Origin of the sequence: Rhizobium phaseoli (assembly GCF_003985125.1) — a bacterium.
GTDB classification, from domain to species: domain Bacteria; phylum Pseudomonadota; class Alphaproteobacteria; order Rhizobiales; family Rhizobiaceae; genus Rhizobium; species Rhizobium phaseoli.
Window position 1 is genome coordinate 19905 of the sequence record NZ_ML133577.1, and the last position, 24732, is coordinate 44636.

The window sequence follows — 24732 nt, forward strand, 5'->3', positions numbered from 1 at the left end:
CTCATGCGAGAAGCCAACTAGTTTCAATTTGCAATCACACGGAGGAGAGCATGCCCAAGGTACGCGTTGCAGGGTTTTCCGTTTCCATCGACGGTTTCGGCGCCGGCCCCGAGCAGAGCCTCAACGATCCCCTGGGAAAACGGGGGCCGGAAATGTTCCAATGGTTCTTCCACACCCGCACCTTCCGCGCCATGACGGGCAAGGATGACGGCTCCGAAGGCCTCGACCAGGATTACGCCGCCCGCGCCATGGCCGGTTTCGGCGCCTTCATCCTTGGCCGCAATATGTTCGGCCCGATCCGCGGCGAGTGGCCCGATGACGCCTGGAAAGGCTGGTGGGGTCCGAACCCGCCTTACCACGCGCCGACCTACATCCTGACCCACTATCCGCGCGAGCCGATCGTCATGGAAGGCGGCACGACATTCCACTTCGTCACCTCAGGCATCGAGGAAGCGCTCGACAAGGCGAAGGCTGCCGCCGGCGACAAGGACGTCAAGATTGGCGGCGGCGTCGCCACCGTGCGCCAGTACCTGCAGGCGGGCCTCGTCGACGAACTGCATTTCGCCGTCGCACCCGTCGTGCTCGGCAAGGGCGAAGCGATATTTGCGGGCATCGATCTGCCCGCGCTCGGCTTCCGTGTCACCGAGCATGTCGCCAGCGAACACGCCACCCATATCGTGCTGGCAAAATAGCGCCGGCATCAGGCAAGGCGGCCCAGAGGGCCGCCTGCTCCTGCGTCATGGGCGTCACATCTTGCCCATGCTTTTCATGGCGTTCTCCATGTGCATCTTGCAGTCGTCCATCTTCTTGGCCTTCATGGAATCCTTCGCCATCTTCATCTCCTTGGATGCCATTTCCTTCTTTTCCTTCATGGCCGGATCGGTCATGGCGTCCATGTCGGACTGCATCTTCATCATCGATGCATCGTCGCATTTCATCATCGTATCCTGTGCGAAGGCAGGCATGGCCGATGCCAATGCGAAAGCGATGACGGCAACTGTGCATTTCAACATTGTCTTCTCCTCCTTGTGGGCATCATTGCCCGTTGCAAGATCATGAAATGCATGTCGCCCATGAGCGTGTAGCGGTTTGGGATGAAGACATGCACGAAACGACGACTGGAAGCGCCCGCCGCGAACGGGTCACACCGCGCGGCCTGCATCCCCCGCCAGAGTCTACGCAGACCGAACCTGGTTGGTTACATCAGCGGCGGACTTTTTTGTTCGTGGCGACGCAGCGCCTTTAGCCCGGCGTCACCCGGTACACGCATGCCGTCCCCTCGACGCCGCGAAGCGGGGCCTCGAAGGCGGTCAGCCTGTGGCCGGAAAGCAACTGCGCGACACCAGGTGCCGAAAACAGCGCTTCGGAAATACAGATCTCGCCGGCGTCGGCCAGCGACTGCACCCGGGCGGCGACATTGACCGTCTGTCCGAAATAATCGAGGTTGTCGTTCAAGGTGACGGCGATGGACGGGCCGCAATGGGCGCCAATCTTCAGGATGATGCTGGGATCGCCATGTTCGCTGTTGAACCGCTCGATTTCCCCAAGCATGTGCAGCGCCGCTGAAACCGCATCGGCCGGGCGAGAGAAGGCAGCCATCACGGCATCGCCGATCGTCTTGACGATTGCGCCCGCATGCGCCTGCACTGTGGCTTCGAGCAAGGCGAAATGCTCGCGCACCAGCGCATAGGCATTGAGATCGCCGAGCCGTTCGTACATGGCGGTCGAGCCCTTGAGATCGGTGAACAGAAGCGTCACCTGGCGGATGCCGAGCCCCTCCCGCTCGTCGACGCGCTCGGAGCGGAACAGGCGCCGGAAGGTCTGGCGTGCCAACAGCATTCCGCCCGACATATAGGGATCGAAGTCGAGAACCGGTTTGGCGGTCTGTGCCAGGATCTCGGGCGGCCAATTGATCAGCAACAGCGAGCCGCGCATGGCCGCCGAGTTCTCGATTTCGACGATGACAGGGCCGGGCTGCACCGCGGGCAGCGAAGCGCAGAACCGCTGCCCGTCATACCGGACACGCAGGCGCGTCGGCGCCGTCACGGGCTCGCCCGCCACCGGCAGCGCGAAGCTCGCCTGGGTCTGCACATTGATGCCGGCGAGCGCCCCGGGGCCGAGCTCGGCCCTCACCGTCGTGACCGACCCCGGCGCCAGGTAGGTGAGGCCGCGCACCATCCCCTTGAGCACGTCGAGGAAGCGGGCATGCTGGCCGGGCAGCCGCGCATCGCTCAGAAACCGCGCCTTCCAGTGAAAGTCCTCGACCGAAAGCAAGCCGGGATCATGAAACGACAGCCGCCGCAGCTGCGGCGACACCGTGAAGGTCACCTCGATGAAATCGTCGAGGTCGGTTTCTCCGGAGACGTCGCAGAGCCCGCAGACATAATAGGTCTTGAGCGTTCGCAAGGCGCCAAAACTGTCGAGCACCATGCCGGACTGGGGACACACGACATCCCAGCTCATCTCGAACAGGCCGCTGCGCGTCGCATGGAGGAAAAGATCGATGCTTTCCGCCTCGGAGATCGCGTAATCGCGCGCGAAAGCCAGCGGGTTGACGCGATAAAGCGAGAAATCGTCGCCGCTGCGGATCAGGCTTTCGAATTTGGAGATGACGCGCGGGCTCCAGGACCGGGCAAGCTCCATCTCGGTCATCTTATTGTCGAGGAGTCGTTCCTGAACATGGCTCATTGCACAGCTGCGCCTCGATTGGCCAGGCCGTGGGATCCACGGCGGCACCTGCAATTATAACAAAAAAAGGCTCTTGCGTCCGCCTCCGGCAGCCTCAGACGCGCCGGCAGCAAGGCTCGCCGAGCCTGCCGACCGTGCCAAAACAGCGCTAGCATTGCCGCGGAATGAGCGTAGAGTGAGCGTCATCGGCCCATCGCATTATCGGCGCGACCGCTTGGGAGATCATAAGTGCTCTTGCCGCTTTATGGAGGGTACGACGATGCTCCTATCGTTCATCTCACTCGACGACCAAGAAATAACCATCGTCATTGATGCCGTTCGGCAATGGTGCGGAGAGAAGAAGCTCGACATCGACAGCGTCGAGGGACGCCGCGCCATTACGGTCGCGGTCGATCTGGTCCAGATGAACACCAGCTGCGACAAGCTTTTTGCCGAACTGTCGAAGCAGCTGGACCACCAGTAGATCCGTATCTCATCGGTGCGCTCGGGCGTCCTTAGAGCCTTTCCTGGTTAGATTGAAGCATTCTGTTGGCTCAAACGGAGTCGGATGGTCGACCGGCCGGCGCGTGTCGTAGCCCAGTTCTACGGCCAAGCCGGCCGGTCGATCAGCCGGCCCGTTTCAGCCAACCCTCCCGCAGATTTGCCAGGCAAATCTGCAAGACTTAGGAAGCGCCGGACGCACTGATCGCTTCGCCATTGGCGAAGCGGTGCGGCCGGTGGGCCGGGCATCTTTCCGGATCAGAGGCGATCGGCTCGGACGTACCTGGGGGTATGCCCGTCGCCAATTGCCTCTGCCCTGACGAAAACCTGCTCGGGCAGAATGCTTCAATCTAACCAGGAAAGGCTCTCTTATGTTCGTTTTCAAGTTCTTTGGTCATGATTTTTCCTTTCCGACTTTGACGACGAAAGCACACACGCGAATGGTTGAACAAAGGAGGAGGCAGAGCATTTAGACGACGGCTGGCATACTCTCATGCGCGGGTTGGATACCGCATTTCCGTATGTTCGTCTGGGGCTGCCTCGGTCTAAGGTCGGGCATGGATTTACCCGCCACATAGAGCCTGCGAGGGTTCCCCACCGGAGCTCTGCCTCCATCTTTGTCCAACACAGATGAGTTCAATTTTCGGTCAGGCGTTGTTCTTTAACGGACCCTCGGCATCATGCTTGCGCTGTGGGAGCAACCTCCTGTCCGATCGCCCAAAGGAACGCTGCCATTTCCCGAGCAATGGCGGTCACCGCGACGACCTTGGGCTTGCCCGCCGTCACCAGCTTTCGATAGCGAGCACAAAGTCTCACCTGACCTTTCCAAGCAATCTCTCGAACCGTCCTTGGCAATCCCTCCAGCCGTGCCTGGATCGTTGGGCTGACACGTGCCGGGAAGCGATATGTCCAAGCACCTTCTATGAGCACTCTTCTGGCTCTTGTGTTGCCTGCCTTGGTGATCCCACCGCGCTTGACCCTTTCTCCCGTCGAGCTTTCCGACGGCACCAGACCGAGATAGGCCATCAACTGGCGGGGATTGTCGAAGCGCCTGACATCACCGATTTCGACGACAAAAGTGACCGCTGTCATGAATGCAACGCCGCGCATCGCTTGGTAGGCAGCCACAACCGGAGCCATCGACCAGGATGCCGCAGTCTCCATCACCAATTTGGTCAGCCTGTCCAGACGCACGCCGGCATCCTCGATGGCCTGGCGATATTCCGCCAACAGGATGTGGTGGGCGGGATGATCAAAGGCCTGGCTCGCCAGCCATCTTGTATGGGCTCGCGTCCATGGTTTGCGGCCGCTATAGATCCGGCCATGGCGCAACAGGAAAGATTGAAGTTGCTGACGCGCTTGCGTCAGCGCATCGCTGGCCGCCTCGCGGGCGCGCACCAGGTCGCGGATCGCCTCATGGCCTTCATCCGGAACCCAGACCGCGGTCAGTTCGCCTGCACGGTGCAGGCGCGCCAGACTTACGGCATCCCGACGGTTGGTCTTCACCCGGTCGCCTGCACGCTTGGGAACCAGAGAAGGCGCCACCACCGTGCATTCATGCCCCAGTTCGACAATCTGGCGGTAAAGGCCGTAACCCGTGGGACCAGCCTCATAGCAAAAGTGAAGCTTGGCTCCCCGCTTGGAAAGCTTGTTGACCATCGATGCCACGCAAGACGGCTCCGAGGAGATGTCGCCAAAAAACCGCACCTCGCCATTGCGGGATCCGTCGGCAATGGCCACCGAAATCTTCAACTTCGATGTATCCAAGCCGATGAAAATTACGCTATCGTCTGCCATGGTTCGCCCTCGCTAAGCATGGGGCAAGGCTCCGGCCGATCCAGAGCAACCCCCGACTCAGCTTACCGCGGGGGAGGGCCACTTTCTCCACACGAACATACGGTCTAATTGCCGGTGTCGACAGCGACGAGATCGCGCACGTCCCGGCTCCGAGATCGAAGCCCTTCGAGATAACCGCAAATCATGTCGGCCATGGCCTCAGCATAAGTTCCGATCTCGTCGAGACTTCGGGGAGCCTCCGAGAACTGCTTCCCCACCGTGGCGAGCGTTGTGACGATCAGGTCGCCGGCAAGCGCCCGGGTTGCCTCCGGGACGCCAGGCAACGCCTCCTGCATGAACAATTCGATGATGCGGTCCGCCGACGCTCTCGCCGCCTGCGCCTCCGGCGCATCGCGATAGAGCGGTGCGGCGTCGTGGAGCGCCACCCGCATCGCCGCCTCCTCGCACTCGGAGCGGAGAAAGGCGTGAACCAGGCTGCGCAGCCGGTCGAGCGGCGGCCTTTGCGCTTCGGTGAGGATGCCGGAGAGCATATCGGTTGTCTGCCGCCACTCATCGCTCTGCAGCCGGAAGAGGATTGCCGCCTTGTTGGGGAAGTATTGGTAAAGCGATCCGATGCTGACACCGGCCCTTTCCGCTACCCGCGCCGTGGTGAAGCGATGCGCACCCTCCCGTGCCAAAACCTGAGCAGCGGCATCGAGAATAGCCGCCACCAGCTCCGTCGAGCGGGCCTGCTTCGGCTGCTTTCGTGAGGAAATCCGGGCACTTGGCCGGTCGGTCATGGCGGCGTCCTGCAATGCGATTACCAGACGCGACGAATTATTCGTATTTTTCACCCGAGGCAACACCCTCCCAAATCCAAGGAGAATCACCCATGACCACACTGACGACCGCGCCATTGGCGCCCCTGCTCGATGGCCTGTTTGCGGAAGCCGCCGCGGCAACGAGCCCTGCCATGTCAGGGCTCACAGGCGAGGAGCGCATGCGCCTTATTGAGAGCAAGACGGAATATCTCGATCTCTACGGCCGCCTGAAGGACCTCTGGCTTCCCGTCTCGCGTGAAGCCGGCGCCCTGCTCTATATGCTGGCCCGCAGCATCCGCGCCCGCACCATCGTCGAGTTCGGCACCTCTTTCGGCATCTCGACCCTTCATCTCGCCGCAGCCCTGCGTGACAATGGCGGCGGCCGGCTGATCACCAGCGAGTTCGAGCCCTCGAAGCTCAGGCGGGCGCGTCAAAACCTGACGGTCGGTGGCCTGATCGACCTCGTCGACATGAGGGAGGGCGACGCCCTGCAAACGCTGAGTGTCGACATGCCCGAAACGATCGACCTGCTCTTCCTCGATGGCGCCAAAGCGCTCTATCGCGATATCCTGGAATTGGTGGAAGACCGCCTGAGACCGGGCGCCCTCATCGTCGCCGACAACGCCGATGTCAGCCCGGGCTATCTCGCCCGCGTCCGCACCCTCGCCGCCGGTTACCTCTCGACGCCATTCGCCGACGATATCGAGCTGTCGATGCGGATTTGATATCGGGAGCCTGAGTGGGCGCTCCACAGCGAAGTCTGCCTTGGCGTTGCTACACAAAGCGAACGGCAAATATCGAGCAACCCACTGCCCTCACACTCACCACCCATCTTGCACATCCCCATTCCCTCACCTAAGGCAATGCAACCTCCCTTCCGCAAGGCCGCCCGGTGCTCCGCTTCATCCTCCACGCCCTCGCCGCTCTCATCCTGACGCTGCTCACCCAGATCGGCGGCGTCGCCTATCTCATCGCTCTCGCCGCCGCGCGCATATGCGGCCTCAGGCGATTTCCCGCCAAGTTCGTGCTCTTCCTTTTCTGCTACGCCGCCGCGACCGTCGCCACACAGTTTGCGGCACCGGCATTCGGCCGCGTTCCACTCTCCTGCCTGTCAAGCGCCGAAGACAGGCTCATGGTCCGCTCGGCGATCTACTGCGCGCTGAACCGTAACTACGTCACGCCCAAGCTTCGCGATCTTGCAGAGGCGCTCGCCGCCCATATGGACGCGCAATTCCCCGGCACCGTCACTGTCGCGCTGGATGCCAACTTCCCCTTCGTCAACGGTTTCCCGCTGCTGCCGCATCTCTCGCATACCGACGGCAAGAAGCTTGATTTCGCTTACTATTACAAGGATGCCGGCGGCGCCTTCCTGAACGGCGCCACCCGCTCACCGATTGGTTATTTCGCTTTCGAGGAACCTGGCCCGGGTGATGAACTGCCCTGTGCGGGTCGCCACGACTGGCTCACCACCCGCTGGAATTTCGACGCGCTGCAGCCGTTGTTCCCGGCCTACCGGATCGAGGAGCAGCGCACCGCGGCGGCGGTAGCCTGGCTGACGACGGAAGGAGTCGCGCGCTTCGGTCTGCAGAAGATCTTCATCGAACCGCATCTGAAGAACGCGCTCGGCATCACCGATGCCCATGTCCGCTTTCAGGGCTGCCGGGCTGCTCGCCACGACGACCATCTTCATATCCAGGTCGAGTGAACGCAGTCGAACGTCAGCTCGCATCGGGCGCCGCAACCATCCGTGGCAGCGCCCCTTTCCAGCTGCCGCCCGATTGACTATTTTCGCTGTCCATATCCTTAAACGAGAGGTTTGCTTGTGAGTGTCGGCCTGATTGCCCTGCTTGATGATGTTGCCGCGCTGGCAAAGGCGGCCGCTGCTTCCCTGGACGATGTGGTCGCTCAGGCGGGCAGAGCCGGCGCCAAAGCCGCCGGCGTCGTAATCGACGACGCTGCCGTCACGCCGCGTTATGTGACCGGCCTGTCGGCAGCGCGCGAACTGCCGATCATCGGGAAAATCGCCGTCGGCTCCCTCAAGAACAAACTTCTGTTCCTGCTGCCGGCAGCACTCGCCCTCAGCCTTCTCCTGCCGCAGGCTGTGACGCCGCTGCTCATGCTCGGCGGGCTCTACCTCTGTTACGAAGGCGCCGAAAAGATCTACGAGCTCGTCGTGCCGCATGCTGCCCATGCCCACGAGGCGGAGCTCGAGACGATCAGCGTCGATCCCAAAACCTTCGAGGACGAAAAGGTCGCGAGCGCCGTCAGGACCGATTTCATTCTGTCGGCCGAGATCATGGCGATCACGCTGGGCTCGCTGTCCGAGTCGGGGCTGGCGGTGCAGGCGCTGGTTCTCGCCCTGGTCGGAACACTGATCACGGCTGCCGTTTACGGCGTCGTCGCGCTGATCGTGAAGGCGGATGATTTCGGCCTCTGGCTTGCCCAGCGCTCCTCCCCGTCTCAAGCCGGCGCATTCCTGCGCATGCTCGGGCGCGGCCTCGTGCAGGGCATGCCTTATCTTCTCAAGGTGCTCGGTTTGATCGGGACGGCGGCGATGATCTGGGTCGGCGGTGGCATCATCGTGCACGGCGCCGAAACCTTCGGCTTCGGCTGGCTGAGCCACCTCCTCCACGATGCCGGTGAAGGCGCCGCCCATGCATTGCCGGCTGTCGGCGGTGTGCTTTCCTGGCTGGTCCAGGCGGCCGGCTCAGGCCTCGTCGGCATTTTGATCGGGCTCGCAGCGATCCCGGCTGTCGGCTACGTCGTTGCACCCGCATGGCAGTGGTGCGCAACACGCCTGCGCCGGATCAGGACCGCATGAGAGGTGGCAGCGGCGCTACGCCATCCTGACCACGGCAGAGATACGGGCACTGCGGGCCGACTAATGCATTGGCAAGGCCCCCGCCCGTCAACCAGCATCTCTTTCGTCATAAGCACGCTGCGCCGCGAGGATCGCGTCCATGTTCTTCTCCGCCCAATGGGTGAGCGCCGAAATGGTCTCCGTCAGGGTGCGCCCGAGCGGCGTCAGCGCATATTCGACGGTCACCGGCACGGTCGGGAAGATGGCGCGTGTGATCAAGCCGTCGCGCTCCTGCTTTCTCAACGTTTGCGACAGAACCTTCTGCGAGATGCCCTTGATTTCCCGGCGGATGTGGTTGAAGCGCAAGGGCCCGCCCCGCAGCCGGTCGAGGATCAAAAGCGCCCATTTGTCCGCCAGCCGGTCGAGTACCAGCCTCGTCGGACAACGATCCTCGTAAACATTATAAGCCTGCTCTGGCATCGTCATCCGCTCCCGCCTTGCCGCTCTGGTTTCCTCGGAGAAACCAGGTGAGAAAAAAGTGCTCTCTTTTCCAATCCCATTTTCCCTGTATCTATCCCACGGAGAGATAGTTTCCAATAGAAACCATGGAGAATGACATGAGCAGCAAGATTCTAGTTATCGGCGCGAACGGCACCGTCGGCCGTCATGTAGTGGATGGGCTCTTGGCAAAGGGCGAGGCCGTCAAGGCCGCCTCCCGCGCCGGCAAACCCGTGGCAAACGCCGAGGGGGTCGTCTTCGACTATGCCAAGCCGGAGACCTTCGGGCCGGCCTTCGATGGCGTCGATCGCGCCTATGTGCTGCTTGCCTCCGGCTATGCCGACTCCAAAGGCATGCTGCTGCCGGTCATCGAGGCGGCCGCGGCCCGCAAGGTCAAGGTCGTGCTCCAGAGTGCGTTCGGAGTGGATGCCGATGATGCCATCCCCTATCGCCAGGTCGAGATCGCCCTGGAAAAATCCGGCACGCCCTATGTCATCCTGCGTCCGAACTGGTTTTCCGACAACTTCCACACTTTCTGGAAACCCGGTATCGACCACGGCCAGATTGCCCTTCCCGCCGCCGAAGGCAAGTCGAGCTTCATCGATGCCCGCGACGTCGCGGCAAGCGGCGTGGCGGCGCTTACCTCCTCCTCCTTCGACGGCAAGGCCTTTAACCTGACGGGGCCGGAAGCGCTCTCTTATACGCAAGCCGCCGCCATCCTCTCCGAAGCGATCGGCAAGCCTGTCTCCTATAACGCTGTCTCCGACGAAGCCTTCATCGACATGCTGACCGGCGCCAGCGTATCGGCCGATTACGCAAGCTTCCTCGCCTCGATCTTCTATCCCGTCCGCCAGGGCTGGACCGCCGTCGTCGCCGGCGATGTCGAGACGTTGACCGGCAAGGCCCCGCGTTCACTGCAGACTTATGCGGCCGATTATGCAGCCGCGCTGAAGGCGTAATCAGAACGATGCATGCAGACGGCGGTTCTCCGCCGTCTGCCCGCGGCACCAAGGATAACCGATCGGCCGCGCACCTGCTTGCGCGGCCTTGCTGCCGATCTCGAGCAGCAGCGGCGCTCCTCGATCACGCATCAGCCGACCTGGAAACAGCTTTCTTGACGTGGCCGGATCGGCAAACGCTCCAGATCCAATGTCCCAGGCGGTACAGGGCGCGGCATGCGTAGAGGATAACTAGGACTGCGAAGACTGCTATCGCCAGCAGAAAAGTGATGTCGCAATCTGCCTCCAAGAGAATGTCAAGCGGCGTCTCAAAATAACGAAAGAATCCCCCATTGCTTGCCTTCTGCTCTTGGCTGTCCATGGCTGCTCCATAGCCTCTTCCTTGACACGTGGTGATGCGGCGACGATCCTGCAACCGGCCACCGCCCTCGTCCTTCGAGGCTGCTGCTTTCAGCCTCCGCCCTCAGGATGAGGGCTGATCGGCGTGCCTCTGTATCGACACGCCCTTCTCTCCCACCCGCATCCAGAGGTCCCCACCTAGCAATGCCAAACACGCCTTTTCTCCAGCCGTCTCAGGCGCCCGCTTCTCTCCAGCCTCATCCTGAGCCGCCCCGAAGGGGCCTCGAAGAACGGGGCTGGCCACCCACATGGTTGGAGATGGTTGGAGGCCCATATGGTTGGAGGCCCATATGGCTGGAGGAATGAGCGACACCTATCGCAGCGGCAGCTCGTAGCTCCGCTTCAGCGTTTCCATCGGCACGTCGGTCTTGACGCTGAGCACGCCCGGAATGCGCGTCAGATGGTCTGCCTGGAAGCGCCAGTAGCTGTGCAGGTCGGCGGTGACGATGCGCAGCACGGCGTCGCATTCGCCCGTCGTCAGATAGCATTCCATGACTTCAGGAAACCGCCGGACGGCCTCGGCGAAGCGCAGCGTCACCTCGGCGTCCTGCGTCTTGAACCAGACGCGGGCAAACACCGTCAGCCCCGCGCCGACCTTCGCGGGGTCGAGCACGGCGACATAGCGATCGATGATGCCTGCCTCTTCCAGCAGCCGCACGCGGCGCAGGCAGGGTGAAGGCGACAGCCCCACCTCCCTTGCCAGCTCGACATTCGAGATGCGTCCGTCGCACTGGAGCACGCGCAAGATATGCCGATCGATCGCATCCAGGGTGACTGACATTTTATAGCCCCATGAGATTCATTAATGGTATATTATGCCAAACTTTCGCAACTTCAGGGATGCTTCGCAAGCTCATTGCGTGAGGTTTGGCCTATCGTTCCACGCATCAATGTGGAGAAGACCTGATGGCAAGAAAGATAGGAAAAATCGTGCTCGCTTATTCCGGCGGGCTGGATACCTCGATCATCCTCAAATGGCTGCAGGAGACCTATGGGTGCGAGGTGGTCACCTTCACCGCCGATCTCGGCCAGGGCGAGGAGCTCGAGCCTGCGCGGGCGAAGGCTGCGATGCTTGGCATCAAGGACATTCGCATCGTCGATCTCAGGGAGGAGTTCATCGGCGACTTCGTCTTTCCGATGCTGCGGGCGAACGCGCTCTATGAGGGGCAATATCTCCTCGGCAGTTCCATCGCCCGGCCGCTGATCGCCAAACACCTCGTCGCCGTCGCCCGTAAAGTCGGCGCCGATGCCGTCGCCCACGGCTCGACCGGCAAAGGCAATGACCAGGTCCGCTTCGAACTCGCCGTCAATGCACTCGACCCCTCACTCGAGGTCATCGCCCCCTGGCGCCAATGGGATATCCGCTCTCGCGCCCAATTGCTGGACTATGCCGCGAGGCATCAAATCCCCGTGCCGAAGGACAAGCGCGGCGACGCCCCCTTCTCGATCGACGCCAACCTGCTGCACACTTCGACCGAGGGCAAGGCCCTTGAAGACCCGGCGGAGATCGCACCCGATTACATCTATCAGCGCACCGTCGATCCCGTCGACGCTCCGGATCGGCCCGAGACTGTCGCGATCGGCTTCGAAAGCGGCGACCCGATTTCCGTGGACGGCAGGCCGATGACGCCGGCCGCGTTGCTCACTGAACTCAACGCGCGCGGTGGACGGCATGGTATTGGGCGGCTCGATCTGGTGGAAAACCGCTTCATCGGCATGAAGTCGAGGGGCGTTTACGAAACGCCGGGAGGCACAATCCTGCTTGCAGCCCATCGCGGCATCGAATCGCTCACCCTCGATCGCGCCGCCGCGCATCTGAAGGATGAACTCATGCCCCGCTACGCCGAGTTGATCTATAACGGTTTCTGGTTTTCCCCCGAACGGGACATGCTGCAGGCCCTCATTGACCGCAGCCAGACCTTCGTCAGCGGCGAAGTCACGCTCAGGCTCTACAAGGGAAACGCCTCGGTCATATCGCGGGCCTCGCCGTCGTCGCTCTATTCCGCCGATCTCGTCACTTTCGAGGAAGGACGGCGCGCCTATAACCACCACGACGCCGACGGCTTCATCAGGCTGAACGGATTGCGCCTCAAAAACTGGGCCGCCCGCAACGGAAGATGACGCGGCTGACCTGGCAGCGGCCAGTCTGAATGACCGCTGCCATCCCGCCGATTAACCCGATCGGTCGTCGCCGCAGCATTTCAAACGATTTTAAAAAAATCTCACGGAAGAATTAATCGATTTTAATTTTATTATTAAAATTTTCTTGTTGCGGCGCAACAGAAACTCGGCATTAGCTCTTAGCAGATGCTCAGTTTGTCGTTTGGAGGACTCGCATGACTGTGACATTTCCGCTGACCGAGAAGCGCGATGCAGAAGCGTTGCTCAAGCATTTGACGCTGCACAAGCTCACCTATCCCGGAAACTGCGTCGTATCACTCAAGGCGCACGTCGCCCAGGTTTCATCCTCGCACACAACGGCCCTGGGCACGGCCCGTACCGCCTGGTAGAACTGGGTTTCAGACGTTCTTCGCCGCTCACGGATGACAGAATTTCGGAGCACCCGGCACCCACCGGATAGAGGCCAGCAGACATCATTGGCTGCCAGCCGCAGAAAAGCGATCATCGCGGTATGTACGGAGTTCCTACTCCCCGCGGTGCCGCCGGAGCGGAAACCGGATTCCAGCTCGGCGGCGGCAAATCGGATGAGTGACCCAAATGACCTACCTGAAACATGGCCTGCTCGCTCTGGCATTGATGCTGGCAGCCTTGTTGCCCCTGCATCAAGCCCGTGCCGAGCAATGCGCACAGGAGACTTTCGATGAGGCGAAATACGTCGTCTGCACATTAGAAGTGGGTAAAGTCGACCTGCGTCTGTTCTGGAAGGGCGCCGACGGCGAGCCATACCGCGCTTTTTCAAGCCTTGCCGACGCCGTTCGCGCCGAAGGACGAAAACTGATTTTCGCCGTCAATGCAGGCATGTACCGGGCCGACTTTTCGCCGATGGGACTGTATGTCGAGAACGGCAGGGAACTGAAACCCGCCAATATGGCGACTGCCGAAGGCGCCGCGGGTCAGGTGCCGAATTTCTACAAGAAGCCGAACGGCGTGTTCTTTCTGGGCGAAGCCGGCGCCGGCATCCTTCCGACCGATGCGTTCCTCAAACTCGCCCCCAAGACACGCGTTGCCACCCAGTCCGGCCCGATGCTCGTCATCGCCAACAGGCTCAATCCGATCTTCATCAGCGGTTCGACGGACCGGACCCGCCGAAGCGGTGTCGGTGTCTGCGAGAACGGGACCGTTCGCTTCGCGATCAGCGATGACGGTGTGAATTTCCACGATTTCGCGCGGCTCTTCCGCGATCGTCTGCAATGTCCCGACGCCTTGTTTCTCGATGGCGGTCGCGGCGTTGGACTTTACAATCCGGCGATGGGACGCAACGACTGGTCGTGGCACGGCGGCTTTGGCCCGATCTTCGGGCTGGTGGAATAGCGCACGGGGAAACCTTGTCAGCTAACCTCTGCGCTGGAACAGGATGATTTTAGACCCGGTCGGCCTAAAATCTTAATACTGTTCTAAATTAAAGAGTTAGAGCATGATATCGTCCGAAAACCGCTCACAGTTTTCGGCATCATGCTCCAGGCCGGATGTCGAGAACGCCATACCTTCCCCTAAGATTCCCAATCCGGCTCTAATCCTTTCCCGCACGCGCCATTTCGGCGCGCATCCAGCTCGAGTCACCCCAGGTGGAGAGCCAGATCATCAGGTCGGTCAGGGCGCCGATGAGAGGCAGGAGCAAGGCGTGGCTCAGGCCTCGCCTCTTCTGGCTGTTCTCGGCTTTCCTCAGATGCGCCAGTTCCTGTTCCTGTATCGCCGCGATGAGGGCATGGAGTTCGGGATTGCGCTTGGCGAGGAAGGCCAGTTGGTCTTCGAGATGGCGATGGACCGTACTTTCGACGGCCTCGGTACAAATCCAGATCATGTTTCGCCCGCCAAGCGATGTCATCAAGCCGAGCAGGTAACCGCCGAGGCTCCAGAACGCCATCACTCGGCAAGGCTTGGCGCCTCTTGCGGGCATTGCCTCGCGGAACAGGCGGCAATGGTCAATCTCGTCTTCGCGCATTTCTTCCAGCGCTGGCACCATGTCGGGAAACAGTCGCCGGGCCACCAGAAGCTGGGCGCCGTAGATCCTGACGGCGCCGAATTCGCCGGCATGATTGACTTTGAGAATGCGGCGGATGGTGACATCGAGGTCGCGCATGCCCGACCGGATTGGCGTATGACTCATAACACAGCCGCCCCCGAGCCCGGCAATGGATCGTCGATGTCTTCAGGAATGAAACCGCCGGTCTGGCGTTTCCACAGGCGGGCAAACAGGCCATCCCGTTCGACCAGTTCGTCCGGCCTGCCCTCTTCCACGATCCGCCCGTGATCGAGCACGACGATGCGGTCCATCCTGGCGATGGTCGAGAGGCGGTGAGCGATGGCGATCACCGTCTTGCCCTCCATCACGAGGTTGAGCCTTTCCTGAATCGCCGCTTCGGATTCGCTGTCGAGGGCGGAGGTCGCTTCGTCAAGCACCAGGATCGGCGCGTCCTTCAGCAGCACGCGGGCGATGGCGACACGCTGCCGCTGGCCGCCGGACAGTTTAATGCCGCGGTCGCCGACGAAGGCGTCATAGCCCTTGCGGCCCTCGCTGTCGGCAAGATCGGCGATGAAGGCATCGGCACTCGCCATCTTCGACACCCTTTCGATCTCTTCCTGCGTTGCCCCCGGCCGGCCGTAGCGGATATTGTCGCCGACCGAGCGGTGCAGCAGCGCGACATCCTGGGCGATCACGCCGATGGCGCGGCGAAGGCTTGACTGGGTGACCGCGCGGATATCCTGTCCATCGATCAGGATCGCGCCCTCCTTGATGTCGTAGAAACGCAGGAGCAGGTTTGTGAGCGTGGTCTTACCGGCCCCGGAGAGACCGACGAGCCCCACCTTCTCGCCCGGCTGCACCGTCAGCGACAGCGCGTCGATGACTGGTTTGCCCGACTTATAGGCGAAGCGGACATTCTCAAACCGGATCTCGCCCTGGTGCACGGCGAGTTCGCCCGCATCCGGCCGGTCACGGATCGTCGGCGGCGTCGTCATGACGGGCATCGCGTCCTTGATCGTACCGATCGCCTGGAAGATCTGTTGGCCCATCTGCAGGAAGACGAAGATCTGCGACGACAGGCGGTGGAGGATGTAGACCGCGCCGACGAACTCGCCGACCGTGAGGAAGCCTTTAACAAGGCCGGAAAATCCGATCGACAGCATGGCCAGCCACAGCAGCGTGTTGAGAACAACGACGGTCACTTCCGACGAGCGATAGATACGCTGCTCGCTGTGCTGCGTTTGCACGGCTTTCTGAATGATGCGGCGGATTGCGCCTGCCTCACTGTCCTCGGCCGCAAACTGCTTGATCATCTGCATGTTGGTATAGAGATCGGTGATGGCGCCGGCCACCACGCTGCGCTGCTTGGCGGTGCGGCGCGAGCGTTCGACGAAAACAGGCACGATCCTGGCGGTGAATGCAACGTTGAGCGCGATCCAGACGACGACTGGCAGGGCAAGCTGCCAGGCGAGAGCGCTCAGCAGGATAACCGAGCCGACCAGTTGCATCAGGAAACGCGGAATGGTCTGGAAGCCGGCAAGGATCTGCTGCTGGACGGCGGAAGAGACCTGCTGCAGCCGCGAGGAAACCTGGCCAGCATAAAGATCATGGAAGAAAGCAAGATCCTGCCGCTCCACCGCCTTGTGGCCCTGCCACTGAATGGCAGCCGGCATGGCGATGCCCAATGTATGCGAGCTCAGCGTGTTGAGTGTGAACGAAACGATCGGCATCACGGGAAAGATCAGAAAGCCGAGGACAGCAAGCAGCCGCCATTCCCTCTCCAGGAAGGCGGCAGCACCCTGTTGCGTCACGCCATCGACGATGACCGACAGCCCCCAGACGATCGTCAGGTTGATCACCTCGAATACCATGGAGCAAAGCGCAAGTGCGATCAGCACGCCGCGAAACATCGAAATGAAGTGCAGAAGGACGGCCACGGGCCCCTTGGACGGCAGCGGCCGATAGGCAATGTCGAGCGGCCGGATCCAGGTTTCGAAAGGACGATAGATCGCATCTGAGATCGACATTTGGCCACCCGATCAAATGGGAAAGAGACGTGGACTCAACTACGTCAGGTCGCATCGGATCATCTTCCAGCCTCAACCTCAATTAGAAATTTCCAAATGATCGAATGGCGTCATCGCGATGGCTCAGGCCCGGGAAGCAACGTCGCATGTCCGATTGCGGTCGCTATCCGATTGAGGCAGGATGCGGCGCGTGAAGAGGCGCAGGGATTGAACACGCGCATGCTGACGGGCTCATGTCATTGCAGCAAGGCGAGTTGGACGCTCGAGGGCGATCCCGGCTCGATTACCGCGTGCAACTGCACCCTTTGCCGACGCTATGGCGTTCTGTGGGCCTATGACTATGAGGGCGAGCGTATCGCTCTCACCGGGCAGACCGCTTCCTACACCCGCGCCGACAGAGAGAATCCATCTCTCGAAATTCTGTTCTGCCCTCCTGCGCCTGCGTCTTGAGCTGGCGCGGCCTGCGGCTTCAAAAGGACGGCCGTCGCCGCATGGCCGTCAACATTCGGCTTGCGCCACCGGATCGCGTGGCCGACTTGCCCATCGATCATTTCGATGGGCTTGAGACGTTCGAAGACCTTCCTTCCCAAGGGCGCTGCGTGCGCGATCTCTGGTTCTGAAAACAGCCGTATACCTGCCGCAGCAGGTGGGCACAGATCGTCCGCCCGGGCCGGCTCAGCCGCGCCGGGCGGCCTCGATTGCGGCAACGTCGATCTTCCGCATGGTCATCATTGCATCAAAGGCGCGCTTTGCCTGATCACCACCTGCGGCAAGCGCCTCGCTCAATACCCGCGGCGTGATCTGCCAGGACACGCCCCATCTATCCTTACACCAGCCGCACTCGCTTTCCTGGCCGCCATTGCCGACTATGGCGTTCCAGTAGCGGTCGGTCTCTTGCTGATCCTCGGTTGAGATCTGAAATGAGAAAGCCTCGTTGTGTTTGAAAGTAGGACCGCCGTTCAGGCCAATGCAAGGAATACCCGCAACGGTGAATTCAACAACCAACACGTCTCCCTGCTTACCCTCGGGATAATCTCCCGGCGCACGAGTGACCGCACCGACGGCGCTATCCGGAAAAGTCGCGGCATAAAAGCGGGCGGCAGCCTCAGCCTCTTTGTCGTACCATACGCAAATCGTATTCTTTGCCATCACGGGGCCTTTCGCGTTTCGTTCTCTGGTCCACCGGGAAATAAGAGCCGAACCGTCTTTCTCCAGCCCATGCGACGTATTTCTTGCAACCGATGATGATCGATCTGCCAAATGGTTGCTGGGTGTCGAATCGCCGGATGCCGCCGATAGGCAGGCGACAAGAATCGCTTATCCCTCACAAGATTTGGAGGACTCGCGTGGCAATCACTCCCGAACGATTCCTGGCCGGCATTCGGCTCAATCCGGTGAACCTCCTGCTCCTGGAAAAATTGCCGGCTCTTGGCCTGCCGCAGTGCATGCTGACGGCTGGTTGCCTCTTTCAGACGATCTGGAACTTGAAGGCTGGAAAGGATCCAGAGCACGGCATCAAGGACTACGACGTTTTTTATTTCGACGACCGTGACCTCTCGTGGGAAGCCGAGAACGAAGTGATCCGCTGTGCCGGCGCTCTACTCGGAAACCTCGCGGACAAGGTCGATATAAAGAACCAGGCTCGTGTCCATCTTTGGTATGGCGCAAAGTTCGGCAAGGACTTCCCGGCCTTCAAACGCACCGAAGACGGCATCGATCATTATCTCATTTCCTGTACCCGGCTAGGGGTGAGAGTTTCGGATGGCGGTCTTTACGCGCCCGATAACCTCGACGACATGTGGCATGGCAGGCTCAGGATGAATCCTCTGAACGTGCAGCCGGAATTGTTCGGTCGGAAGTGCGAACAATATCGGCAGCGCTGGCCATGGCTGCGCGTCGAGCCGGAGGCTGCAATCGACGAGCCAAGGTGAGTTTGGGATGACCTGCGGGTGACGGCGATTCTCGTTCGGGCGACGCAGGCTAGAACAGGCCTGAGACCGATAACGCTGCGGAACTTCGCACCGGCTTCGAAATGGGGCCGAAGCAGTCGCATGAATCCAATTCCGCGGCGCGGTTTTTGTGTCCTCAACGCGAAACTCGTGTCAGACTGCCATGCCTGCGCGACCATCAAGAGGCCGAAGCCATGCACAAGTATACCGTATCAATTACCCGCGAGATCGAGGCCGATACCGCCGAGGAGGCCGCTCTGCTTCTGTACCAGGAATTATCAAAAGGGCCGGTTCCTGACGGCTACTCGGTCACCGACGAGACGAAAGTGACGACCGAGGTCAAGCTGGACCGGGACAAAGCTGACGAGTTTGCCAGCATCGATCACACCGCCGACCCCGGCAACTGGTAGATGCCGGGGCAGCCCAGGGGGCTAACGCGCATCCGATAAATACCAGTCTCTGAGACACCTGATGGAATACGATCCACATTACCCGACAATCCTGCCGGAATTCCTGGCGCTTTCGATTGTCTTTGTTTCGAATGTCCTAATCCCTGCTTCCGCGATTGTCATCACGCGAATGCTCAGGCGACATAGATGGGCACCGCATGCATCGGCATTTCTATGGGTGTTTTTCTCGCCAATCACGCTCGCCCTTTTGGCAACGCCGACGATGGCGCCGGGAGAAGAGGCCGGGCCGGGCGACGGCATCATTCTGATTCCGGTCTTAGGGGAAATACCGATCGTACTCGTTGTCTACACCATCGCTCTGCTTTATTTGCGTCCAGCGCGACAAAACCCCTCCGCCGCGCGCTCACTCTCCTGAGTTAGGAACGAACGTGACCACACCAATCAAAGTAGCCGTCGCCGGCGCGAACGGTCGCATGGGTCGAGCCATCTTGTCGCTGCTGGCGGCCGATCCGGATTTTGCCTTCGTCGGCGGCATCGGCCGCGAGGCCGCCGACGGCGCCGGGTTGATCGCTCGTTCGGCCGCGATGGCAGCCGCCGACGTGATACTGGATTTCACGACGGGAGCTGCCGCCGCCGAACTTGCCGGCTTATGCGCCGCGGCGGGCGGACCGGCTCTGGTGATCGGCGCCACAGGTTTCGAGCCGGAGGAGCTCGAACGGATCGCTAAGGCCACGCGCAGCATTCCGATCCTGCGCTCCGGTAATTTTTCGATCGGCGTCAATATGCTGGTCGGCCTCGTCACCCAGGCCGCGCGCGCTCTTCCTGCCCATGGTTGGGATATCGAAATCCTGGAAGCGCATCACAACCAGAAGATCGATGCGCCGTCCGGCACGGCGCTGATGCTCGGTGAAGCAGCCGCCGAAGGACGCGGCGTTTCCCTCGCATCGGTCGAGCGGCGCGGGCGCGACGGCATCACCGGCGTGCGGCCGCCCGGCGAGATCGGCTTCGCCGTGCTGCGCGCCGGCGGGCTCGTCGGAGAACACAAGGTGCTGTTTGCCGCCGCCGAGGAAGTTCTCACGCTTTCGCATTCGGCTCTCGATCGCGGCATGTTCGCCCGCGGCGCGCTTGCCGCTGCCCGCTGGATCGTCGGGCGCGCGCCCGGCGAATACAATATGCGGGACGTCTTGGGCCTGACGTGAGACAGGCGAACAGACGCTGCGCGCACCGCGATCAGCCCTCATCCTGAGGACCTCGAAGGATCATCCTGAGGACCTCGAAGGATCATCCTGAGACCTCGAAGGATCCTGAAGTGCCCGAAGGAGCCTCGAAGGATCATCCTGAAGGGCCTCGAAGGTCGAGGGCGGGTGATCGGAGTATCGCCGAGGCGACGACGACCTCCGTTCCAGCCAGGCCCACCGAGCAGAACAGCGTTATCTCCTCGGACGATCGCCGTCCGGCCGCTTTCCCGGCAATGATGTCGGCAAGATCGGCGATGCGATCATCGTTGCCGGAGCCGGTGAGGAAAAACGGCGAAGCATAGGCCCGTGCCTGTTCGGAAGAATCCGTCGCGATCTGCGGCATCGGCGACATCCAACCCGAGTTCGTATCCTTGAAGCGTTTTCGGGCCGACGGTGGTGACATGCACGCCGGGCTTCAAATCCCCGGAATGGATGACAGGCGTTTGGCTCGTGGTCGCGCAGATGACGATGTCGGCGTCATCAACGGCTTTCGAGGCGCTGTCGACCGGCTCCACATCAAGGCCCAGGGCGTGCTGCATCTCCCTTGCGAAGACTTTGCGATTTGTGTCGTCGCGGCTATAGACGCGGGCGCGGTCTAGGTTGCGAACGGCGGCCGCCGCGGCAAGCTGGGTTCGCGCCTGCGCCCCACTGCCGATGATCCCGACATTCCTGGCATCGGGCGCGCTGAGATGGCGGACGGCGAGCCCTCCGATGGCGCTGGTCCTGAGGGTGCCGAGGCGTTCGCCGAGAATGACACCCTCGAGCCTGGCGCTATCGGCCGACCAAACCGCGACGATCTGCGTATGCTCCGCCCCATTGAATGTGTCGTAGACGCGAAAACCGGCGATCGGCGTCTCATCGATAAGGCCACCAACAGTGAAAACGAGGTTGCCTCGATCGGGGAACGACACATGATGCCGAGGCGGAGAGATCAAACGATTGCCGGCTCTCGCGAGAAAGGCGGCCTCCAGCGCATCAATGGCGATGGGCATCAACGCGCTGCCGACCAGATCCTCGTCTCGCAGAATTTTCGCCATGGCACACCTCCCGCTCCTGGCCGCATCCTGCGACCCCAACCGCGGTTGAGGTCAAGAGGTGAGATAAACCGCTACGCGAAGAAAATCCGCCTAATGTCTAATCGACGATACGGCGCGCCATCATCACGTCGTCGATCTCCCTGCCCTCCTCCAGCACCCCGCCGGGAATCCTGCCGATTTCGGAGAAACCCTCACGCTGATAGAACCGGATTGCCGGCGGGTTCTCCGCGCTGACGAACAGTTCCAACTGCCGGACGCCGATATCACGCGCGTGATCCGAGATCGTCTCCAGCAGCTTCGCGGCAAGACCCGTTCCGCGCAGCTCCGCGCGGACATAGACCATGATAATGGTGGCGCGATGGATCATCTTGCTCGACCGTTGCCGAAGCAGGCCCATAATGCCGACCGGTTCGCCATTCTGAAAAGCGACAAAAACCGGGTCGCTCAGCCGATTGCGCCACTCCTCGATGGAAAGAACCTCCCAGTCTTCGTAGCGGCTGGCAAAATGCGACGGTTCGGCGCGCAACGCTTCCAGTCGGACACGCTGGAAAGACTCCACCTCGTCTGCCTGGATAAGCCTGATCGTCACGCAGCTCGCATCCATCGAAACCTCCTGCAATCAACGCGATACTGTCAATACTGACAGTTCGGAACAATGCAACCGAGGCCGGTGCCGACAATCGCGACGCGACATCGCAGCCGTGTAATGCCCACAAGTCGCTGGCGCCGAACGGTAGGGGCAGCCTGAAATTACCAACTGTTATTCTGTAGGCTGTGCACAAGCATGAGGAGCGTTACCAGTCTTGTGCCGGCGATGGCCGCGATTCTGCCTGGTGGCGTCGCCGTGATTTTCATCGGTCCTGCCGAGGGCCTGACGGCGTTGTGTGGATGCTGCATTTTGCCTGGCAATCGTCGTCTAGGTTGCCATAAATATGGCCAAGGGGGGTCGTGTTCCTGCGCAGTGTGGAACAGCGTCTTGGAAGTTGCGCAAAGGACGCCGAAACAGTGACAACGCGCGTATCAGCTCTATTTTCGGCTGATGCTTATAGGCTCATCAGGTGTCGCGCCCGCGGCGCTCCACCGGTCACTGCATCGGCGTTCCCACCCGACCGCCCTTTCGTGCGACCGCTGAATCGAATGGGTCCCCCGCCGGCGAATTCGTTGGCCGAAGGTCCCATTGATCAGATTTCCGGACGGGTGGTTCATAGGGCGCAGGCGCAGGAGTTGACCTTACGACGAGGTCATCTGGCCGGATTGGCGCACTGCCTACCGTCCCGGTCGCAGTGTCATCAATCATTCGGTCGGCGATAGAATGGCTCGGCCCGTCCGTATCGAACGGTGTGATCTGATGGATAACGACGAGAAGGACTACCCCAACCGTCGAGCACACGAGCGCGTAGAGAACAAAATATTTCAGCGTATATCCCTCGCTGTTGGCAGAACGACATTGCAGAACTGCGAATGATATTTTCACATCTTGATCGATACTTACAAAAAGGCAATGAATTTTAAAGTTACCCGGAGTGATTAGAAGTTCCGGCAGGAAAACGCTAACAATATTAAAAATTACTTCTCGCAATGATCGATTTCATCGTGCGTATCGCGGCTAAGATGAAGGATCCTCATATAACGACTATTGGCCGCGCACCTCACATTCTCCGGTACCGCGCTCGAAATTGGCTTGGGCTGCAGCTTTCACGCTCGCGAAAGAGGCGCGAGAAATAAAACGGATCGTCGATGCCGATCCTGGCGGCGATGGATTCAATCTTTTCATCGCTGGTGGCCAGCAATTGCTTGGCTTGATCCATGCGGACACGGAGCTGAAATGCCTTAGGCGGCAAACCTGTTTCACTCACGAATCTGCGCCGCAGTGTGGCCGGCGACATTCCGTGCTCGACAGCGAAAGCAGCAAGGTCGAGCGGCTGTAGCGCCCGCCCCCGCAAGATCTCGACGATGTCGCCGGCATCAACCTGGCGCTCGCTTGCCGCAGCGCTCACCTCCCTTGCGGCTGAGATTACGATGTGATGCAGCGCCGATGCCGCTGAGGCCTGGCCTAGAGGGGTGTCGTTGATGAGGTCAGCGTGCAGAGATGCGAAGAGCCGCGCCACCTCCTCGACATGGCGCAGAGCCACGACAGGGTGCCGCTCAGCGATCAGGCGCAGGCGTATGAAATCCCGCGTGAACGAGCCGCCGAACAGCGCCCATCGCTCGTCCCAGCCGCCCTCATCCGGCCCATAGGAATGGAGGCGATTGGGAAAGAGCCAGAAGAGCGCCGGTCCCTCGATATGCCGGCGCACGCCGGCGGTTTCGAGAAAGCCCCGCCCGCGCTCCACCAGCACGACCGCAAAACTCGGGAGCTTCCTCCTCTTCACGACGTGGCGCGCATGTTGTCTGCCGCTCCCGATGACAGCAAGCCCGCCAGCTGCGTCCAGCGGCGATCGATAGATGGCCTCAGCCGCTCTCACGCTGAGCGAAAAGTCCAGCTTTGACTTTCCTCCATGTCTTCCGGCCTTGTTATCGGTCATTTTAAGCGACAATAGACCAAGCGATGGACGGACGAAATGTCAATTGCTGCAAATGTCGAGGCGCCAAAAGCCGACCTTTCCCTTGCCGCCCATGGCCGGACGATCCCGGCGGAAAGGCTTGGTCCGCTTCAGCCGACGGACCCGGCCATCGGTATCGACGCCATCCGCCACCGCTATGAGGAGGACGGCTATGTCTGGCTGAAGGGCCTTTTGCCGCGCTCCGAAGTGATCGATTTTCGCCGCTGGGTCTTTTCACGCCTTGCCAAAACCGGCCTGCTGGAGCCGGGCCATGATTTTGCTCTCGGCATCGCCGCCGCCGAAGGCGTCGACTGGAGCCTGGCCGACCGGCGCCTGATGTCGATCGTCCGGTCGGCGGCTTATGAAGGCTTCTGCGCTCAGCCGCCGCTCGTGCGCTTCATGGACGCCTTTCTCCAGGGCATTTCCTATCTCCATAAGCGCAAGCTGATGCGCTATACCAAGCCGGGCACGGCAACGGCGACCCCTGCCCATTACGATCTCGTCTATCTCCGCGGCGGCACCAGCCGGCTGGTGACTGCCTGGATTCCGATCGGCGATGTCCCGGCCGAAATGGGCGGCCTTATCTATCTCGAAGGCTCGCATGCCATCGGGCGGGGGATGGAAGCCGAATTCCGGCGCCGCAGCGGCGATCTCTCGCCGGAGGAGCGGATCAGCGCCTATAACAGCCATATGGCCGAAGGCGGCTGGGTCTCGAAGGATCTCCCCGACATGGCCGAACGCTTCAACGCCCGCTGGCTAGCCGCCGATTACGAAGCCGGTGACGTGGTCCTGCACTCGCCCTACATGATCCACGCCGCCACGACCAACCAGGACCGCGCCGGACGTCTGCGCCTCTCCACCGACATCCGCTTCCAGAACGTCGATGACGAAATCGACGCCCGCTGGAACAATCATTGGAGCCTCGGGGATATGCTGTAGCGACGATGGCCGTGCGGGAAACGA

Annotated in this window: 26 protein-coding genes and 2 pseudogenes; 15 read left to right on the forward strand and 13 right to left on the reverse strand. The window is 61.1% G+C overall.

Translation table 11 applies throughout. From position 1 onward, the window contains the following. The first annotated feature begins 50 nt into the window (after positions 1-50). Positions 51-692, forward strand: a complete 642-nt coding sequence (locus tag EFD56_RS20480; RefSeq protein ID WP_126906090.1) for a dihydrofolate reductase family protein — start codon at positions 51-53, stop codon at positions 690-692. 54 nt (positions 693-746) lie between these two features. Here the strand turns inward: EFD56_RS20480 and EFD56_RS20485 are convergent, their stop codons facing one another. Together EFD56_RS20485 and EFD56_RS20490 are read right to left on the reverse strand one after the other, a co-directional pair. Then, positions 747-1013: a hypothetical protein gene (locus EFD56_RS20485; protein WP_225881608.1), complete on the reverse strand. Its 267-nt coding sequence runs from the start codon at positions 1011-1013 to the stop codon at positions 747-749. A 229-nt stretch (positions 1014-1242) separates the two neighbouring features. Continuing rightward, positions 1243-2688, reverse strand: a complete 1446-nt coding sequence (locus tag EFD56_RS20490) for an adenylate/guanylate cyclase domain-containing protein (protein ID WP_126906091.1) — start codon at positions 2686-2688, stop codon at positions 1243-1245. A gap of 259 nt (positions 2689-2947) precedes the next feature. Between EFD56_RS20490 and EFD56_RS20495 the strand changes: the two genes are divergently transcribed. Further along, positions 2948-3151: a hypothetical protein gene (locus EFD56_RS20495; RefSeq protein ID WP_085743652.1), complete on the forward strand. Its 204-nt coding sequence runs from the start codon at positions 2948-2950 to the stop codon at positions 3149-3151. A gap of 695 nt (positions 3152-3846) precedes the next feature. On the opposite strand, the gene EFD56_RS20505 is transcribed toward EFD56_RS20495, so the two are convergent. Both EFD56_RS20505 and EFD56_RS20510 read right to left on the reverse strand, forming a co-directional pair. Then, positions 3847-4965: an IS110 family RNA-guided transposase gene (locus EFD56_RS20505; protein ID WP_037139958.1), complete on the reverse strand. Its 1119-nt coding sequence runs from the start codon at positions 4963-4965 to the stop codon at positions 3847-3849. A gap of 104 nt (positions 4966-5069) precedes the next feature. After that, positions 5070-5744, reverse strand: a complete 675-nt coding sequence (locus EFD56_RS20510) for a TetR/AcrR family transcriptional regulator (RefSeq protein ID WP_126906092.1) — start codon at positions 5742-5744, stop codon at positions 5070-5072. Between the two features lie 92 nt (positions 5745-5836). On the opposite strand from EFD56_RS20510, the gene EFD56_RS20515 reads away from it, so the two are divergent. The 3 genes from EFD56_RS20515 to EFD56_RS20525 all read left to right on the forward strand — a co-directional run bounded on the left by EFD56_RS20515 (position 5837) and on the right by EFD56_RS20525 (position 8586). Next, positions 5837-6490, forward strand: coding sequence for an O-methyltransferase (locus EFD56_RS20515; protein WP_126906093.1), 654 nt, complete (start codon positions 5837-5839; stop codon positions 6488-6490). A gap of 167 nt (positions 6491-6657) precedes the next feature. Further along, complete coding sequence (locus EFD56_RS20520) at positions 6658-7470, forward strand: hypothetical protein (RefSeq protein ID WP_064825383.1); 813 nt, start codon at positions 6658-6660, stop codon at positions 7468-7470. 117 nt (positions 7471-7587) lie between these two features. Then, positions 7588-8586, forward strand: coding sequence for a DUF808 domain-containing protein (locus EFD56_RS20525; protein ID WP_126906094.1), 999 nt, complete (start codon positions 7588-7590; stop codon positions 8584-8586). Between the two features lie 87 nt (positions 8587-8673). Here the strand turns inward: EFD56_RS20525 and EFD56_RS20530 are convergent, their stop codons facing one another. Continuing rightward, the gene (locus EFD56_RS20530; RefSeq protein ID WP_037114584.1) at positions 8674-9051 is read right to left on the reverse strand and encodes a winged helix-turn-helix transcriptional regulator; all 378 of its coding nucleotides are present in this window, start codon (positions 9049-9051) and stop codon (positions 8674-8676) included. 131 nt (positions 9052-9182) lie between these two features. On the opposite strand from EFD56_RS20530, the gene EFD56_RS20535 reads away from it, so the two are divergent. Further along, on the forward strand, positions 9183-10022 hold the full coding sequence (locus EFD56_RS20535) for an SDR family oxidoreductase (RefSeq protein ID WP_126906095.1): 840 nt from the start codon (positions 9183-9185) through the stop codon (positions 10020-10022). A gap of 124 nt (positions 10023-10146) precedes the next feature. On the opposite strand, the gene EFD56_RS20540 is transcribed toward EFD56_RS20535, so the two are convergent. Further along, positions 10147-10383 (reverse strand): hypothetical protein, encoded by a 237-nt coding sequence (locus EFD56_RS20540; protein ID WP_064825386.1) that lies wholly within the window; start codon positions 10381-10383, stop codon positions 10147-10149. Positions 10384-10734: 351 nt separating this feature from the next. Further along, a complete protein-coding gene (locus tag EFD56_RS20545; protein ID WP_126906096.1) occupies positions 10735-11202 on the reverse strand; it encodes an Lrp/AsnC family transcriptional regulator in 468 nt (155 codons plus the stop codon). 125 nt (positions 11203-11327) lie between these two features. On the opposite strand from EFD56_RS20545, the gene EFD56_RS20550 reads away from it, so the two are divergent. The 3 genes from EFD56_RS20550 (at position 11328) to EFD56_RS20555 (ending at position 13913) form a co-directional block, all read left to right on the forward strand. Then, the gene (locus EFD56_RS20550) at positions 11328-12542 is read left to right on the forward strand and encodes an argininosuccinate synthase (RefSeq protein ID WP_126906097.1); all 1215 of its coding nucleotides are present in this window, start codon (positions 11328-11330) and stop codon (positions 12540-12542) included. A 215-nt stretch (positions 12543-12757) separates the two neighbouring features. Next, positions 12758-12931: a hypothetical protein gene (locus EFD56_RS32705; RefSeq protein ID WP_016733396.1), complete on the forward strand. Its 174-nt coding sequence runs from the start codon at positions 12758-12760 to the stop codon at positions 12929-12931. Positions 12932-13139: 208 nt separating this feature from the next. Then, positions 13140-13913, forward strand: a complete 774-nt coding sequence (locus EFD56_RS20555; protein ID WP_126906098.1) for a phosphodiester glycosidase family protein — start codon at positions 13140-13142, stop codon at positions 13911-13913. Positions 13914-14112: 199 nt separating this feature from the next. Here EFD56_RS20555 and EFD56_RS20560 read toward each other — a convergent pair whose 3' ends face one another. After that, on the reverse strand, positions 14113-14709 hold the full coding sequence (locus EFD56_RS20560) for a demethoxyubiquinone hydroxylase family protein (protein WP_126906099.1): 597 nt from the start codon (positions 14707-14709) through the stop codon (positions 14113-14115). After that, positions 14706-16592, reverse strand: coding sequence for an ABC transporter ATP-binding protein (locus EFD56_RS20565; RefSeq protein ID WP_126906100.1), 1887 nt, complete (start codon positions 16590-16592; stop codon positions 14706-14708). Before EFD56_RS20565 ends, EFD56_RS20560 begins: the two co-directional genes overlap by 4 nt. A gap of 219 nt (positions 16593-16811) precedes the next feature. Between EFD56_RS20565 and EFD56_RS20570 the strand changes: the two are divergent. Beyond that, positions 16812-17212, forward strand: a pseudogene (locus tag EFD56_RS20570) (GFA family protein). Positions 17213-17267: 55 nt separating this feature from the next. Here the strand turns inward: EFD56_RS20570 and EFD56_RS20575 are convergent. Further along, positions 17268-17741: a VOC family protein gene (locus tag EFD56_RS20575; RefSeq protein WP_010004586.1), complete on the reverse strand. Its 474-nt coding sequence runs from the start codon at positions 17739-17741 to the stop codon at positions 17268-17270. Between the two features lie 197 nt (positions 17742-17938). Between EFD56_RS20575 and EFD56_RS20580 the strand changes: the two genes are divergently transcribed. The 4 genes from EFD56_RS20580 (at position 17939) to dapB (ending at position 20150) form a co-directional block, all read left to right on the forward strand. Beyond that, on the forward strand, positions 17939-18523 hold the full coding sequence (locus EFD56_RS20580) for a nucleotidyltransferase family protein (RefSeq protein WP_064818485.1): 585 nt from the start codon (positions 17939-17941) through the stop codon (positions 18521-18523). A gap of 212 nt (positions 18524-18735) precedes the next feature. After that, a complete protein-coding gene (locus tag EFD56_RS20585) occupies positions 18736-18951 on the forward strand; it encodes a hypothetical protein (RefSeq protein WP_004677210.1) in 216 nt (71 codons plus the stop codon). A 61-nt stretch (positions 18952-19012) separates the two neighbouring features. After that, positions 19013-19366 carry a hypothetical protein gene (locus tag EFD56_RS20590; protein ID WP_126906101.1) on the forward strand — a complete coding sequence of 118 codons (354 nt, stop codon included), beginning with the start codon at positions 19013-19015 and terminating at the stop codon, positions 19364-19366. A 13-nt stretch (positions 19367-19379) separates the two neighbouring features. Beyond that, positions 19380-20150: a 4-hydroxy-tetrahydrodipicolinate reductase gene (gene dapB / locus EFD56_RS20595; protein WP_126906102.1), complete on the forward strand. Its 771-nt coding sequence runs from the start codon at positions 19380-19382 to the stop codon at positions 20148-20150. A gap of 133 nt (positions 20151-20283) precedes the next feature. Here the strand turns inward: dapB and EFD56_RS20600 are convergent. The 3 genes and pseudogenes from EFD56_RS20600 to EFD56_RS20615 form a co-directional block, all read right to left on the reverse strand. Beyond that, positions 20284-21226: pseudogene (locus tag EFD56_RS20600) on the reverse strand (ornithine cyclodeaminase family protein). Positions 21227-21323: 97 nt separating this feature from the next. After that, on the reverse strand, positions 21324-21830 hold the full coding sequence (locus tag EFD56_RS20605; protein WP_064827856.1) for a GNAT family N-acetyltransferase: 507 nt from the start codon (positions 21828-21830) through the stop codon (positions 21324-21326). Between the two features lie 1045 nt (positions 21831-22875). Next, positions 22876-23691, reverse strand: coding sequence for a helix-turn-helix transcriptional regulator (locus EFD56_RS20615; RefSeq protein ID WP_037117112.1), 816 nt, complete (start codon positions 23689-23691; stop codon positions 22876-22878). 96 nt (positions 23692-23787) lie between these two features. Between EFD56_RS20615 and EFD56_RS20620 the strand changes: the two genes are divergently transcribed. After that, on the forward strand, positions 23788-24708 hold the full coding sequence (locus tag EFD56_RS20620; protein WP_064818491.1) for a phytanoyl-CoA dioxygenase family protein: 921 nt from the start codon (positions 23788-23790) through the stop codon (positions 24706-24708). Positions 24709-24732: the final 24 nt, after the last annotated feature.

Excerpts from the sequence above, each read along its gene's own strand:
- EFD56_RS20575 (WP_010004586.1), bottom strand. The coding sequence starts at position 17,741 with ATGGCAAAGAATACGATTTGCGTATGGTACGACAAAGAGGCTGAGGCT.
- EFD56_RS20490 (WP_126906091.1), bottom strand. The coding sequence starts at position 2,688 with ATGAGCCATGTTCAGGAACGACTCCTCGACAATAAGATGACCGAGATG.
- EFD56_RS20555 (WP_126906098.1), top strand. The coding sequence starts at position 13,140 with ATGACCTACCTGAAACATGGCCTGCTCGCTCTGGCATTGATGCTGGCA.
- EFD56_RS20620 (WP_064818491.1), top strand. The coding sequence starts at position 23,788 with ATGTCAATTGCTGCAAATGTCGAGGCGCCAAAAGCCGACCTTTCCCTT.
- EFD56_RS20560 (WP_126906099.1), bottom strand. The coding sequence starts at position 14,709 with ATGAGTCATACGCCAATCCGGTCGGGCATGCGCGACCTCGATGTCACC.
- EFD56_RS20545 (WP_126906096.1), bottom strand. The coding sequence starts at position 11,202 with ATGTCAGTCACCCTGGATGCGATCGATCGGCATATCTTGCGCGTGCTC.
- EFD56_RS32705 (WP_016733396.1), top strand. The coding sequence starts at position 12,758 with ATGACTGTGACATTTCCGCTGACCGAGAAGCGCGATGCAGAAGCGTTG.
- EFD56_RS20605 (WP_064827856.1), bottom strand. The coding sequence starts at position 21,830 with ATGGATGCGAGCTGCGTGACGATCAGGCTTATCCAGGCAGACGAGGTG.
- EFD56_RS20585 (WP_004677210.1), top strand. The coding sequence starts at position 18,736 with ATGCACAAGTATACCGTATCAATTACCCGCGAGATCGAGGCCGATACC.
- EFD56_RS20530 (WP_037114584.1), bottom strand. The coding sequence starts at position 9,051 with ATGACGATGCCAGAGCAGGCTTATAATGTTTACGAGGATCGTTGTCCG.
- EFD56_RS20535 (WP_126906095.1), top strand. The coding sequence starts at position 9,183 with ATGAGCAGCAAGATTCTAGTTATCGGCGCGAACGGCACCGTCGGCCGT.
- EFD56_RS20480 (WP_126906090.1), top strand. The coding sequence starts at position 51 with ATGCCCAAGGTACGCGTTGCAGGGTTTTCCGTTTCCATCGACGGTTTC.
- EFD56_RS20510 (WP_126906092.1), bottom strand. The coding sequence starts at position 5,744 with ATGACCGACCGGCCAAGTGCCCGGATTTCCTCACGAAAGCAGCCGAAG.
- EFD56_RS20540 (WP_064825386.1), bottom strand. The coding sequence starts at position 10,383 with ATGGACAGCCAAGAGCAGAAGGCAAGCAATGGGGGATTCTTTCGTTAT.
- EFD56_RS20485 (WP_225881608.1), bottom strand. The coding sequence starts at position 1,013 with ATGTTGAAATGCACAGTTGCCGTCATCGCTTTCGCATTGGCATCGGCC.
- EFD56_RS20505 (WP_037139958.1), bottom strand. The coding sequence starts at position 4,965 with ATGGCAGACGATAGCGTAATTTTCATCGGCTTGGATACATCGAAGTTG.
- EFD56_RS20590 (WP_126906101.1), top strand. The coding sequence starts at position 19,013 with ATGGAATACGATCCACATTACCCGACAATCCTGCCGGAATTCCTGGCG.
- EFD56_RS20495 (WP_085743652.1), top strand. The coding sequence starts at position 2,948 with ATGCTCCTATCGTTCATCTCACTCGACGACCAAGAAATAACCATCGTC.
- EFD56_RS20550 (WP_126906097.1), top strand. The coding sequence starts at position 11,328 with ATGGCAAGAAAGATAGGAAAAATCGTGCTCGCTTATTCCGGCGGGCTG.
- EFD56_RS20565 (WP_126906100.1), bottom strand. The coding sequence starts at position 16,592 with ATGTCGATCTCAGATGCGATCTATCGTCCTTTCGAAACCTGGATCCGG.
- EFD56_RS20515 (WP_126906093.1), top strand. The coding sequence starts at position 5,837 with ATGACCACACTGACGACCGCGCCATTGGCGCCCCTGCTCGATGGCCTG.